This is a genomic window from Arthrobacter sp. R1-13, from assembly GCF_054161475.1.
On sequence record NZ_CP096420.1, the window covers coordinates 2,369,323 to 2,383,087 of the forward strand.

The window sequence follows — 13,765 nt, forward strand, 5'->3', positions numbered from 1 at the left end:
GCTAGGGTGCGCCACCGCGCGAGATCAGTTCTTTGGCCAGGTTCCGGTACGCATCAGCGCCTATGTGGTTAGCCGCGTAGCTGGTGATGGGTTCAGCGGCTACGGTTGCGTCGGCGAACTTGATGGAACGCTTGATGACGGTTTCGAAGACTTTGTCCCCAAAGGCCTCCACCAGCCGCGTGATGACCTCACGGCTGTGCAGCGTCCGGGCGTCGTACATAGTGGCCAGCACACCGTCCACCTGGAGCCTGGGGTTCAGCCGGTCCTGCACCTTGTCGATCGTTTCCACGAGCAGGGCCACAGCGCGCAGCGCAAAGAACTCACAGATCAGCGGAATGATAACGCCGTGGGCCGCAGTAAGGGCATTGACGGTCAGCAGGCCGAGAGAGGGCTGGCAGTCGATGAGAACGACGTCGTAGTCATCCTCAACGCTCTTCAGCGCCCGGTCCAGAACCTGTTCACGCGCGACTTCATTAACCAGCTGGACCTCGGCCGCGGAGAGGTCGATGTTTGCCGGGAGCAGGTGAACGTTCTCCACGCCTGTCTGGTGGATGGCATCGCGGATGTCCACCTTGCGGTCCATAAGCACGTTATAGACGGTCAGGTCGAGCTCATGCGGGTTAACGCCGAGGCCCGCGGACAAGGCGCCCTGGGGATCGAAGTCCACCAGGAGGACGCGCCGCCCGTACTCGGCCAGGGCCGCGGCGAGATTGATAGTGGAGGTGGTTTTACCCACCCCACCCTTTTGGTTCACCATGGCTATCACACGCGCCGGCCCGTGGGATGTCAGCGGCGCGGGTTCCGGAAACTCACGGTGGGGGCGTCCTGTGGGACCCATGACCGCGTCTTCCAGATCGAGGTCCATGCCTTCCAGAGTTGCTGAACCGTGTTCGCTGCTCACGTATCTATCCACACTTTCGATGACGGTGATTATTGCCGGCGCATTTTTCCGGTGATTGTTGCCGCTGATCTCCTGCCGCTGGCTTCCCAGCGCCGATCCTGCTTCTTCCCAAGGTTACAGCGCCACGCCTGGTATTCAACGAACCACGACACGCCCCCTTGCCCGCGCCTTTACCTTCTGGTATAGCTTCAAGGTTGCCGACGGGAATACGGAAACCGCCCGCTCAGCGTCTGCTGTTCGGGCGGCTTCCGTAGGAAATGTTGAGGGTGTTGCCGGGACTCCTAGACGGTGGCCGGAACGGCCTGGCCCTTTGTTTCCTCGACCTCGTGGTGATGGGCGATCATGGTGGTCTCGTCGAACGGCTCTTCACCCGAGAGCACGCGCTCAACCTGGCCGCCGTCGATTTCCTTCACCCAGGTTCCGATGAGGACCGTTGCCACGGCGTTGCCTGTGAAGTTGGTCAAGGCGCGGGCTTCTGACATAAAGCGGTCGATGCCGACGATCATGCCGACGCCACCGAGCAGTTCCGGCTTGTGGGCCTGGAGGCCTGCGGCCAACGTGGCCAGACCGGCACCGGTCACACCGGCTGCGCCCTTGGAAGCGATGATCATGAAGATGAGCAGTGAGATCTGGGCTCCGAGGTCCAGCGGCGTTCCCATGGCGTTGGCAACGAACAGCGACGCCATGGTCAGGTAGATCGCGGTGCCGTCGAGGTTGAATGAATAGCCCGTGGGAACGGTGACGCCAACAACAGGCTTGGAAACACCCAAGTGCTCCAATTTTGCGATGAGGCGGGGAAGCGCCGCTTCGGAGGACGATGTGGAGAAGATCAGCAGGTATTCGCGGCCCAGGTACTTCATGAGCCGGAAGATGTTTACGCCTGAAACAGCCTGCAGCAGCCCACCCAGGATCACAACGATGAAGAGTGCGCAGGTGACGTAGAAGGCCGCCATAAGCGTGAACATGCTCACGATAGCCGCAAAGCCGGTGGCGCCGACGACAGCAGCGATAGCACCGAAGGCACCGACCGGAGCAAGCCACATGATCATGATGAGGATCCGGAACACGACCGCCTGGCCATGGCCGATTGCCTTGAGAACGGGAGCGCCCTGGGCACCCATCTTCTGCAGTGCGAAACCGACGAGGATAGCGGCAAAGAGAGTGGGCAGGACCGGAATGTCGCCCGGAATGATGCCCAGGAGGAAGGCGACAGTGCTGTCTACTTCAGCCTTCTTGTTGGGGTCGTACGGCGCCAGCTTCAGGCCCTCGCCCGGGTGGATCAGGTTGCCCACCACCAGGCCGATGCCCAGGGCGAATGTCGACATGATGACGAAGTAGCCCAAGGCAAGGCCGCCGACCTTGCCAACCGTTGCAGCCTTGGCGATGGAGCCGATCCCCAGCACGATGGTGCAGAAGATAATCGGAGCGATCATCATCTTGATCAACTTGATGAAGCCATCGCCCAACGGCTTGAGCGATTTTCCAACTTCGGGAAACAGCAAACCGACGAGGGCGCCCAGGATAACGGCGGCGATGACGGCAATGTAAAGGTAATGGGATTTGTCCAGCCCCTTGCGGGCGGCCTTGGCAGGCGCTGCTGACTCTCCTCTTTGAGAAGCCATGATGTGTCTCCTTATGGATAATCTGGAAGACGTTCGGCACAGTCTCTGAGCTCTTCACGTCGGTCCGGTGTGATATCCATCATTGGGTACATAGTGATGTGGCTCACCGTTGCGTTCATATTGGTCATGAAAGGTACCCATGAGGCACAAATGGAGCATTGCCCGCAGGCTGTTCGTGGCGCACCTGCTGTTTGTGCTTGCCCTCACCGCGATCGTAGGCACGGCAACGTTCCTTGATGCGCGCGATCATGCTTATGCAGAGGCGGGACGGCGGATGGCTGGAGTGGCGACGGCGATAGCAGACAACCCGCTGGTCCTGGAGGCGGCGGCCACACCGGATCCCACAGGGACGCTCCAGCCATATGCACTTAATGTCATGAGGGACGCCGGCGCTGATTTCATCACCATCATGGCTCCTGACCGGACCAGGTGGACCCATCCCCGGGATGAAGAAATCGGGCGCCCTTACATTGGCTCCATTGACGCCGCCCTGGCCGGGAGTGTCTACACAGAAGTCACCGCCGGGACACTGGGCCCCTCAGTGCGCACAATTGCGCCCGTCAAGGATGCTGCGGGAAACGTCAAGGCCCTGGTTTCGGCCGGCGTAACGGTGCGGACAGTGGATGTCGCGGTTTCGGGGCGCCTGCCAGCCGTTCTGGCCATCGCTTTCGCGCTCCTGGTGGGCGGTTCGGTGGCGTCGTGGCTCCTCGGAAGGTATTTGCGCCGGGTCACCCGCGGCTGGGGGCCCGAACAACTCGCGCAGCTCTTCGCCTATTACGAATCTGTCCTGCATTCAGTCCGCGAAGGAGTCATCCTGATTGACAGCAAGGGCAAAGTGGTGATGTACAACGACCAGGCAGCGGAACTCCTGGGGCTGACCCCAAGGGAAACTGACGGCGATCCGAGCGATCCGCCGTCGCTCTCTGAGCTGCCTTTGGCGTCAAGCCTGCAGACATTGTTCGAATCGGGAAGGCTGGCCCACGACGAAATTCATCTGACGGGCTCCCGCATCCTCGTGGTAAACCAGGGTCCGGCACTTGGGCCACCCTCCCAGGGCCGCCAGCGCGACCAGGTCTTCGGCACAGTGGCCACCATCCGTGACAGGACGGAAATTGAGTCCCTTGGTTCCGAACTGGAAACCATGCGGACATTATCTGCTGCCCTTCGTTCCCAGACCCACGAACACGCCAACAGGCTGCATACGCTGGTCTCCCTGATGGAACTGGGACGAACGGAAGATGCCCTGGATTTCGCCACCAAAGACCTCGAGCTCAGCCAAAAGCTCACTGACGAGTTGGTTGATTCCGTTGAGGAGCCTGTTCTCAGCGCGTTGGTTATGGGTAAAGCCGCGGAGGCGCACGAGCGCGGCGTCGAACTGGTCCTTGACGCGAAGGGGTCAACAGAGCTTGCCGGCCTTGCCGTCCAGGATCTGGTGACCATCCTCGGCAATCTGTTGGATAACGCCATCGACGCCGCCGCTGAAGCCCCCTCCCCCAAACGCGTGGAGCTGGCTTTGCACTCCACCGGGGAGAGTCTGGAGATCACCGTGCAGGATACTGGTAGCGGAGTTGATCCACGATCTGTAGATGACGTTTTCAGTTATGGTTTCAGCACCAAGGCACCCGGCAAGTACGGTCGGGGCATCGGACTGGCACTGGTCCGTCAAGCAGTCCAGCGTTTGGGTGGAACGTTGACCATCACCAACCCGGGCGGTGCGCTTTTCCGCGTTGTTCTGCCCTCGGGTACTAAGGAGCAGTTTTGAGCGATATCCGCGTGCTCGTCGTCGAAGACGAACCAATCGCCTCCGCTGCACATGCCGCCTATGTGCAACGTCTCGACGGATTCTCACTCGCAGGGACAGCCCCGGACGGGCAGTCGGCGCTCCGGCTCCTGGCGGAGTTTTCCGCTGCCGGGAACCAAGTGGAGTTGGTGCTCCTCGACATGAATCTGCCGGACCTTCATGGGCTGGACATAGCCCGCCGGATGCGGTCCTCCGGCCTGTTTTCCGACATCATCGCCATTACCGCCGTACGGGAGCTGAACATCGTGCGCAGCGCCGTCGCGATTGGAGTAGTCCAGTATCTGATCAAGCCGTTCACGTACGCCACCTTCGCCGAGAAGCTCACAAACTACAGACTCTTCCGCGAGCAGCTGGCATCATCTGACGACGGAAAAACCAAAACCGGGGCCTCCCAGAGCGACGTCGATCAGGCCTTCGCAAGCCTGCGGACACCGTCGGAACTCCAGTTACCCAAGGGTTTGTCCGTATCCACGTTGGACTCGGTCAAGGACTTTCTCCGCAAGGAAGATGCTGCTGTATCCGCCAGTGAAGTGATGGACGAGCTGGGAATGTCCCGCGTGACTGCCCGGCGCTACCTGGAGTATCTGGCGGACGCAGGATCGGTATCGCGAGCGCCGCGATACGGAGCGCCCGGGAGACCCGAGAACGAGTATCGCTGGACCCGCGGCTGACCGAGCCGCAAGGTTCCCTCTGTATACAAAAGCTGTTGCCGATACGAGAACTCCGGTTCTTTCTCCCGATACAGCCCCTTTTGTGTATACACTGAAGGTAAATCAGGATGAAGGCGGGGTGATCATGCGGGCCAGCGATCGGGCTTATGAGGCCCTGCGCGACGACATCATCGAGTGGCGCCTTCGTCCAGGCACCGTGCTCGGAGAAGTCGAGCAGTCGGAGCGCCTGGGCATCTCGCGGACACCCCTCCGGGAAGCCCTCGGCCGCCTCACCGCTGAAGGACTGACGACGGCGTCAGGAGGGCGCGGCGTCGTCGTCACCGACATTTCACTGAACAATATCGACCAGCTGTTCGAACTGCGGGAAACCCTGGAAGGACGGGCCGCTGCCCTCGCTGCCGAACGCGGTGATCCCGCCGCGTTTCAGAAACTCCACGCAGAGTTCCTGAGTGCTCCCGCTTTGATTCAGTCCGATGACCCTGCCCGGCACGACTACTACGGTCTGGTGGGGCGCCTTGATTCAGCGATCGACTCAGCCATAACCAACACTTACTTCGCACAGGCCTTGCGCAGTTTACGCGTACATCTGGTGCGTGTCCGGCGGTTGGCAGCCGACGACGCCGGCCGGCTCACCTCCGCCGCCGCCGAGCACGCCGCCATTGCCGAGGCTATCGCCGCAGGCAATCCCCGCCTCGCCGAAGCGGCCACCATGCTCCACCTGCACCGCAGTCTCTCCCACGTCAAAGCCACGCATACACCTCTTTAGAAGGAGCCCCATGGTCAAGGAACACCACGTCCGCGTTTACCGGAGCGAGGAAAAACTGCCCCGCGAAGAGCAGCTGGCCCACAAGATCGCCCTGGTTGCGGCAGATCCCGTCGCTGTGGCCGATGACGTTATGGCCATGGTGATCAACAGGATCATCGACAACGCCTCCGTTGCGGTTGCCTCCCTGAACAGGGCTCCCATTGTGGCGGCAAGGGCCCAGGCACTGACCCACGGTCCCAGCACCGGTGGCAAGGGAGCAAAGGTGTTCGGGATTGACGAGCGGGTCTCCCCCGAGTGGGCTGCCTGGGCTAACGGCGTGGCGGTTCGCGAACTCGATTACCACGACACGTTCCTGGCCGCTGACTACTCTCATCCCGGCGACAATATCCCGCCCGTCCTGGCCGTGGCCCAGCACGTTGGCTCCAGCGGGCAGGATCTGATCCGGGGGATCGCCACCGGGTACGAGATCCAGGTAAACCTGGTAAAGGCTATCTGCCTCCACAAGCACAAGATTGACCATGTGGCCCACCTTGGCCCCTCTGCCGCCGCTGGCATCGGCACGCTTCTGGGGCTCGATGCCGAGACCATCTTCCAGTCAGTGGGGCAAGCCCTTCACACCACCACCGCCACCCGACAGTCCCGCAAGGGCGAAATCTCCACCTGGAAGGCCCACGCCCCCGCCTTTGCCGGCAAGATGGCCATTGAAGCCGTGGACCGTTCTATGCGGGGCCAGACCTCGCCTGTGCCGATCTACGAAGGCGAAGACGGTGTCATTGCCTGGATGCTCGATGGCCCCGAAGCCTCCTACCTGGTGCCGTTGCCCGAGGCCGGTGAAGCCAAGCGGGCCATCCTGGACACCTACACCAAGGAACATTCTGCTGAATACCAGGCCCAGGCGTGGATTGACCTGGCACGGAAACTTCACGTCGAGCACTTTGAAGTAACCAATCCGGCGAACGTGAAATCAGTATTGATCAAAACCAGCCATCACACGCACTTTGTGATCGGATCCGGAGCAAACGATCCGCAGAAGTACAGCCCGGATGCCAGCCGCGAAACCCTGGACCACTCCATCCCCTACATCTTTACGGTCGCGCTGCAGGACGGCAGCTGGCACCATGTGGATTCCTACGCACCGGAGCGGGCACGCCGCGCGGACACTGTTGAACTGTGGCAGAAGGTCAGCACCGTCGAGGACCCCGAGTGGACGCGCCGCTACCACTCCCTGGATATTTCCGAGAAGGCGTTCGGCGGGTCTGTGGAAATCACCCTCACCGACGGATCCGTTGTCACCGACCAAATCGCCGTCGCTGACGCCCATCCCTTGGGCGCCCGGCCGTTTGCCCGCGAGCAGTACATCACCAAGTTCCGCACTCTCGCTGCAGGGCTGGTGGACGAAAAAGAAATCGACCGCTTCCTCGACGCCGCCGCAAGGCTTCCGGAGCTGGCCGCCGGAGAGCTTGACCAGCTGAACATCACTGCGGCTACTGGTGTCATTGATTTCGCCGCGGCACCGAAGGGACTGTTCTGAGTGCTGTACTCCCACACCACCCCCGAGCAGAAACGGATCCGGCTCCGCGAACTCCTGGCGTCAGGAACGATCCAGCAGTTTCCCGGAGCCTTCAATCCCCTTTCTGCGAGGCTGATCGAGGAGAAGGGCTTTGCCGGGGTCTACATCTCAGGTGCCGTACTCGCCAATGACCTTGGCTTGCCTGATATCGGCCTCACTACCTTGACGGAAGTAGCCACGAGAGCAGGCCAAATTGCCCGCATGACGGAGCTTCCGGCCATTGTGGACGCAGACACGGGTTTCGGCGAGCCAATGAATGTTGCCCGCACTGTCCAGGAGCTGGAAAACGCGGGCCTGGCCGGGTGCCACATTGAGGACCAGTTCAACCCAAAACGCTGCGGACACCTGGATGGCAAGAACGTAGTGGACCTCGACACCGCCACCAAAAGGATCCGGGCCGCAGCCGACGCCCGGCGCGATCCGAACTTCCTGATTATGGCCCGTACGGACATCCGCGCAACTGACGGCCTTGAAGCTGCCCAGGACCGTGCCGTAGCCCTGGTGGAAGCCGGCGCCGATGCGATCTTCCCGGAAGCCATGAAGGACCTGGGCGAGTTCAAGGCCATCCGGGAAGCCGTGGACGTGCCGATCCTGGCCAATATGACTGAGTTCGGCAAGAGCCCGCTGTTCACGGTTGAACAACTGCAGGAAGTCGGCGTGAACATAGTGATCTATCCCGTGACCCTCCTCCGTAGTGCCATGGGCGCTGCGGAGCGTACGCTGGAGACGATCAAGGCTGACGGCACCCAGGAGGCACAGGTGGAGAGCATGCTCACCCGAGCGCGGCTGTACGACCTTGTGGACTATGAGGCCTACAACCGCTTCGATACCGGTGTGTTCAACTTCCAGATTCCCGGAAAGAACTGACACCCGGATCCCACCGGTTTTGCCGGCCCAGGAGGGCCAATAGCGTCTCAAAGAAACAAAGGAGTTTTCAGCATGGCTGCAGAAGAGATCAAAAAGGGCCTCGCCGGCGTCGTGGTGGACACCACCGCAGTCTCAAAGGTCAACCCGGACACCAATTCGCTCCTCTACCGGGGATATCCGGTACAGGAACTCGCCGCCAGGTGCAGCTTCGAGGAAGTTGCGTTCCTGCTCTGGAATGGTGAGCTCCCCACGCCCGATGAACTTGCTGGGTTCAAGGCAAGGGAGCGCTCGGGCAGGGCACTTGACCCGGTCGTCAAACAAGTTATCGATGCCCTGCCCGCCACCGCGCATCCCATGGACGTGTGCCGGACTGCCACATCGGTGATGGGTGCCCGCCACAGCCTTGCCGAGGACTCGTCCCGGGAGGCCAACATGACCAAGGCAATCGACCTCTTTGCCGCAATGCCGGCCGTAGTTGCCTACGATCAGCGGCGGCGCCACGGCCAGGCGCTCGTCGAGCCGCGGGAGGATCTGGGCTACTCGGCGAATTTCCTGTGGATGGCTTTCGGTGAAGAGTCAGTGCCTGAGGTGGTGGAGGCGTTCAACGTCTCGATGATCCTGTATGCCGAGCACTCCTTCAACGCCTCCACGTTCACCGGGCGCGTCATCACGTCCACACTGTCCGATCTTCATTCTGCTGTCACAGGTGCCATCGGCGCCCTCAAGGGCCCTCTTCATGGCGGCGCCAACGAAGCTGTTATGCACACCTTCGATGAAATCGGCATCCGTCCGGAGGAGTCCCTGGAAGAAGCGGCAGCCAGGGCTAAGACCTGGATGGAAAACGCCTTGGCTCAAAAGAAAAAGGTCATGGGCTTCGGCCATCGCGTGTACAAGCACGGCGATTCCCGCGTGCCAACGATGAAGGCAGCGCTCGACAAGATGATCGCGCACTATGGCCGGCCGGAGCTCCTGGGCCTCTACAACGGCCTTGAGTCGGCGATGGAGGAGGCCAAGGGCATCAAGCCGAACCTCGACTACCCGGCAGGGCCTACGTACCACCTCATGGGCTTTGACACCGCCACGTTCACTCCCCTGTTCGTGGCCAGCCGCATCACCGGCTGGACCGCGCACATTATGGAGCAGGTGGAATCCAACTCCCTGATCCGTCCGCTCAGCCTTTACAACGGTGCCGAGGAACGGCACGTCCCGTAGTTCCTTCTATTCCACGTACGACGCCGGCCCGGTTACCTTCACAGGTGACCGGGCCGGCGTCGTACTGCTTGAGTGCTGCGCTAGCCGTTGATCTTCAACGACGTCACGATCCGCTTCAGGGTCTTGAACTCTTCGGTCTCCATGTAGGCACGAGCCTCTTCCATGGAGTAGAACTTCAGGTCGGATGCGGCCCCGGTGTTGTAGTTCTGGGCGAAGAAGTACTCGCCAGACGGAAGGCCGCTAACAACATTCTGGGGATCGCACGTGGTGCCATTCACGCCCCAGCTCTCGTCAGCTATGCCGAGGTTGGCACTGTAGGGCGCGTACATCCCGGAGTTTGTATACGCGCTGTTGTCCCAGACCCGGAAGATAAACTGTGGCGGAATGGCCCGCTCCCCCTGCCTGCTGCTCGGGAAGGACATAGGGGTGCTGTCCAGGACCGTAAAGGGCGGGCACGGGGAAACAAGATTAGGTACATTGCGGGTTTGTCCGAAGCCCAGGGTGAGCAAAGTGCGGCCCTGCTCGTTGACTACATCCGAGTAGCGTCCGTCCTCCCGGCTGGCGATGGTCCAGTTGTCCGGATAGTCGAAGCTGCCAAGCCCGTTCTGACTCGTGTAGTTCTTCCACGTCACCGGCTTCTTCACTGATCTCAACTCGAGCGAGATGAGCATCCGCTTGATGTCCTTGTACTCTTGCGTTTGCATGTAGGCCTCGGCCTCGGCAACGGAGGCAAAGGTCATTGGAGCGTTCTCTCCGTCCTGTTGCAGTGACCACGTATCCCCAAAGGTGACAAGCGGAACGTCTTCCGGTCCGAGAAAGTTGTTGTAAAGGGCGCAGACAGCCGACGGAGGAACTAATTCACGATCGTTCAGAGCCATGGTTCCATACACTTTGTCGGACTGGATGATCCGGAAGGCAAACTCTGAAGGGCCCCGGGGAATCTCTTTCAGTTTCGCCGCTTTCTGCGGAATGTCCAGGACCACAGAGTCCAGCGTGTAGTACGGCTTGGGCTCGGGGCACATGTAACCGGCAGCGTGTGGTGATTCCTGCATTTTGCCCATCACCTTGCCTGCCTCGTTCAGCACCACGATGTTGCTGCCCCAGTACCCCGACGCGAATCCACCCTCGACAGGTGTTTCCTGGACGGTCCAACCCACCGGGTGCTCGAAGGTGGCTTGGCCTGAGGCGTCAGTGAACTTGGTCCAGGCGACGGGGGCCGCCGTCGGCGTGGGGGTGGGGGTTGAACTGGGAGTAGCGGTTGCGGTCGACGCCGGAACCGTCGTCGCTTCATTCGAAATTTCGACAGTAGCCGTGCTGGCGGGTTCGGGAAGTGCAGTCAGCGCACCCAGGTTTGTGGTCACGAGCACTCCCGCGGTCACGGCTGCGGCAGCGATGGTCAACAGGCCGGCAAGCCTTGCCGGCCGGCGACGGGCCGCGTCAAGGGAAGCGACCGGCGGAAGGGTATCGGTAAATGCTGCCGGCTCCGAAAACATCCGGCGCAAGGCCTCTTCCCCGTCCGGAACGGGGTGCGGATCCGATTTCATCGGGTCCGTACCTGAAATCAAATTCTTGATCGGATCCATGTTAGGCGCCCATCTTCTGTGTGACGGATTCGGTGCTGGCGGGTAGGAGTTTCCGGAACGCAGTACGCGCACGGTGAAGCCGGACCTTGGCTGCGGATTCACTGCATCCCAGGACGGCGGCGATTTCCGCCATGGTCAGCGCGTCCCAATAGGCGAGCTGGAGAATGTCCCTGTCCTTCTCGCGCATGGCATCCATCGCTTCCTGGACGGGAGCGTTTTGGTCATCCGCCTCGTAGCGTATTCGGACGTTGTGTTTGAGCTTGTCCTGCAGAGCCTGCTGCCGCTCCCGGCTGCGATAGGCATTTCCGATAAGGTTCCGCGCAATGGTCAGCAACCAGGGGACGGCTTCCCCGACGCTCTCGTCCTGCTTCTGCCAGGCAACCCGAAACACATCCGCGGCCAGTTCCTGCGCGAGCTCAGGATCGTTCACTCTTCGCTGGACGAACGTGTAGACGCGCGGATAGTTGTCCTTGTGAAGGGCGATAAACGCCAATTCGCGCTCTGAAAGCACGCTTTCCCCCTGTGAAACGTAGTGTCCTGACCCGCAGGCTAAATGTGTAGTTTCCAGCCCGAAGGGGATGGTTACAAAAACTCGGAAATTGTCACCGCAGATTGAACTGTCTCGTTGTCCGGGTTGAGCGTCACCACAACGTTGACGTCACCCTTGGTGAGAGCGAGCGGAAGCCAGTGTTCGGCGTCGGCCCACATCCGCTCCAGCGGCAGGGATTCAAGCAGAAACCATTCGGGGATGATTTCAATGCTTTCGGCCGGCTCTCCTTGCCAGGTACGGGTCGTAAAGAGGATTGCCGACATGTTCCAGAGAGGACGGGCCGGAAAAACAAAGTCGACTTTGCCTGCAGGCCGCAGATCGGATTGGAGAACGGTAATTCCGGTTTCCTCGTAAACCTCCCGGCACACAGCTTCAGCTGCCGACTCGCCGGGTTCGATATGGCCTCCCACACCGACGATCTTGCCGGTCCCGAAGCCGGTCTTCTTGAGCCCCAGCAGCACCTCTGTGCCTACTCCCTCAAGATCGCGGAGGAGGAAGCAGAGCGTAACAGGCGCGGAGGTCATACCCCCAACAATATCCCCGGCTTAGCCGAGCGCGCGGGGATGCGCCGCTGCGTAAATTTCGCGCAGGGTATCCGCTGTCACCAGCGTGTACACCTGGGTGGTGGTAACTGAGGCGTGGCCGAGAAGTTCCTGGACCACCCGCACGTCAGCCCCGCCTTCCAGAAGATGGGTGGCGAAGGAGTGCCGGAGCGTGTGCGGTGAGACGTCCTTGGTGATCCGGGCTTTCTCTGCCGCTGCTTTGAGAATGGTCCAGGCGCTCTGCCTGCTGATCCGCCCTCCCCTCGCATTCAGGAACAAGGCTGGAGTCCCTCTCCCCTTGCCCGCCAGGAGGGGGCGTCCCCGGACCAGGTACGAATCAAGTGCCCGTGCACCAAAGGAACCCAGAGGCACCAGACGTTCCTTGGATCCCTTGCCAAAAAGACGCACGATGGCCGGCCCCTCGTCCGCTCCTTGCAGCGAGATATCGTCGACGTCGAGCCCCACTGCCTCACTGATGCGCGCACCAGTGGAGTACAGGAACTCCAGGAGCGCGCGGTCGCGCAGGCCTGTGGGGGTGTCTGTTGCCGCTGCCTCGAGAATCCGCGTTACTTCTTCCACGCTGATGGCTTTGGGGAGCCGCTTGCCAGGCATAGGCGGGTGCACATCACTGGCAGGGTCCGCCGTCGTCGTTCCTTCAAGCGCCCAAAACTTGTGCAGCCCGCGTACCGCAACCACTGTCCGCGCGGCCGAGCGGACACCGAGCACCGATCCCCCATCAGAGCCATCCGACAATGCCTGCACAAACGCCGTCACGTGCCGCCGCGTCACGTCGTCAGGGCGCGCGACGCCGGCCGACGCAAGGTAGTTGGCGTACCTCGAAAGGTCCCTCCGGTAAGCCGACAGGGTGTTTACCGCCAGTCCTCGTTCCACGCCCATGTGCTGCAGGTAGTCGGTGACACCCCGATCGATTGCGGACGGTGGCCGTGGCGTCTGTGAAGTGCTGTCCGGTGCTTCCGCCCCCTCAACCGTCGCAGTGTCGGACATCAGCGCTGGCTGGGGTGAGCCGGCCACGGTGCATCGGCCGGACGGAGGTGCTGAAAGTCATTACCTCTGGCAGCTGCGGCCGCAAGGATTCCGACGACGGCGGAAGGGTTGTGAAGGCGGCCATCCAGCACGGCTTCAACGGCCTCGTCCAGGGAGGTCCAGTGCAGTTCGATTTCCGCTTCCTCGTCAGTGCGGACGTGGAGTTCGTGGTGAGGTACAGCGGTCAGGTCCCGTGCAAGGTAGATGCGGATGGCCTCGCTCGAGGAACCTGGAGAATTAAAGAAATCAACGAGGACGTTCCAGGTTTCTGCGACGAGATCCGCCTCTTCGGCCAGCTCACGGGCGGCACCCACAACGAAGTCCTCGCCATGAACGTCCAGCAGTCCCGCCGGGATCTCCCAAAGGTCCATTCCCACCGGATGCCGGTACTGCTTGATCAGCAGCACCTCGCCAGCGTCGTTCATGGGCAGCACTGCCACCGCGCCGGGGTGGTCGATGTAATCCCGGGTCAGGGCATCGCCGTCGTCGGTCAGTTTGAAGCTGTCACTGACAACATCCCAGATGCGGCCCTCATAGACGGTCCGGGACGACAAAAGACGGCGCGGACTCGGTACATCCGAAACCTGCCGTGCAGCGTTGGGGGTTTCAGATATATGAGGCATCGCGCCGTCCTTT

At 61.2% G+C, this 13,765-nt stretch carries 13 protein-coding genes; 6 read left to right on the forward strand and 7 right to left on the reverse strand.

Going from position 1 to position 13,765, the window contains the following annotated elements:
* Window position 1 precedes the first annotated feature (1 nt).
* Together M1D88_RS10860 and M1D88_RS10865 are read right to left on the reverse strand one after the other, a co-directional pair.
* Window positions 2-901 (reverse strand): ParA family protein, encoded by a 900-nt coding sequence (locus tag M1D88_RS10860; protein WP_458110901.1) that lies wholly within the window; start codon window positions 899-901, stop codon window positions 2-4.
* Between the two features lie 281 nt (window positions 902-1,182).
* A complete protein-coding gene (locus M1D88_RS10865; protein ID WP_458110902.1) occupies window positions 1,183-2,523 on the reverse strand; it encodes a cation:dicarboxylate symporter family transporter in 1,341 nt (446 codons plus the stop codon).
* 139 nt (window positions 2,524-2,662) lie between these two features.
* Between M1D88_RS10865 and M1D88_RS10870 the strand changes: the two genes are divergently transcribed.
* From M1D88_RS10870 to M1D88_RS10895, 6 genes are all read left to right on the forward strand, one after another.
* Entirely contained in the window at window positions 2,663-4,285 is a 1,623-nt protein-coding gene (locus M1D88_RS10870; protein ID WP_458110903.1) for a sensor histidine kinase, read from the forward strand.
* Window positions 4,282-4,995 (forward strand): response regulator, encoded by a 714-nt coding sequence (locus M1D88_RS10875; protein ID WP_309105647.1) that lies wholly within the window; start codon window positions 4,282-4,284, stop codon window positions 4,993-4,995. The genes M1D88_RS10870 and M1D88_RS10875 overlap by 4 nt, the downstream gene beginning before the upstream one ends.
* Before the next feature lie 124 nt (window positions 4,996-5,119).
* The gene (locus M1D88_RS10880) at window positions 5,120-5,761 is read left to right on the forward strand and encodes a GntR family transcriptional regulator (protein WP_458114498.1); all 642 of its coding nucleotides are present in this window, start codon (window positions 5,120-5,122) and stop codon (window positions 5,759-5,761) included.
* A 10-nt stretch (window positions 5,762-5,771) separates the two neighbouring features.
* On the forward strand, window positions 5,772-7,292 hold the full coding sequence (locus M1D88_RS10885; protein ID WP_458110904.1) for an MmgE/PrpD family protein: 1,521 nt from the start codon (window positions 5,772-5,774) through the stop codon (window positions 7,290-7,292).
* Complete coding sequence (prpB, locus tag M1D88_RS10890; RefSeq protein WP_458110905.1) at window positions 7,293-8,198, forward strand: methylisocitrate lyase; 906 nt, start codon at window positions 7,293-7,295, stop codon at window positions 8,196-8,198. It abuts the gene before it with no gap.
* A gap of 72 nt (window positions 8,199-8,270) precedes the next feature.
* Window positions 8,271-9,410 carry a bifunctional 2-methylcitrate synthase/citrate synthase gene (locus M1D88_RS10895; protein ID WP_458110906.1) on the forward strand — a complete coding sequence of 380 codons (1,140 nt, stop codon included), beginning with the start codon at window positions 8,271-8,273 and terminating at the stop codon, window positions 9,408-9,410.
* Window positions 9,411-9,490: 80 nt separating this feature from the next.
* Here the strand turns inward: M1D88_RS10895 and M1D88_RS10900 are convergent, their stop codons facing one another.
* The 5 genes from M1D88_RS10900 to M1D88_RS10920 form a co-directional block, all read right to left on the reverse strand.
* Complete coding sequence (locus tag M1D88_RS10900; protein ID WP_458110907.1) at window positions 9,491-10,954, reverse strand: hypothetical protein; 1,464 nt, start codon at window positions 10,952-10,954, stop codon at window positions 9,491-9,493.
* A gap of 40 nt (window positions 10,955-10,994) precedes the next feature.
* Complete coding sequence (locus M1D88_RS10905; RefSeq protein WP_458110908.1) at window positions 10,995-11,504, reverse strand: RNA polymerase sigma factor; 510 nt, start codon at window positions 11,502-11,504, stop codon at window positions 10,995-10,997.
* 71 nt (window positions 11,505-11,575) lie between these two features.
* On the reverse strand, window positions 11,576-12,067 hold the full coding sequence (locus M1D88_RS10910) for an 8-oxo-dGTP diphosphatase (RefSeq protein WP_458110909.1): 492 nt from the start codon (window positions 12,065-12,067) through the stop codon (window positions 11,576-11,578).
* Window positions 12,068-12,088: 21 nt separating this feature from the next.
* On the reverse strand, window positions 12,089-13,090 hold the full coding sequence (xerD, locus tag M1D88_RS10915) for a site-specific tyrosine recombinase XerD (RefSeq protein ID WP_458110910.1): 1,002 nt from the start codon (window positions 13,088-13,090) through the stop codon (window positions 12,089-12,091).
* The gene (locus M1D88_RS10920) at window positions 13,090-13,752 is read right to left on the reverse strand and encodes an NUDIX hydrolase (RefSeq protein WP_309105656.1); all 663 of its coding nucleotides are present in this window, start codon (window positions 13,750-13,752) and stop codon (window positions 13,090-13,092) included. Before M1D88_RS10920 ends, xerD begins: the two co-directional genes overlap by 1 nt.
* Window positions 13,753-13,765: the final 13 nt, after the last annotated feature.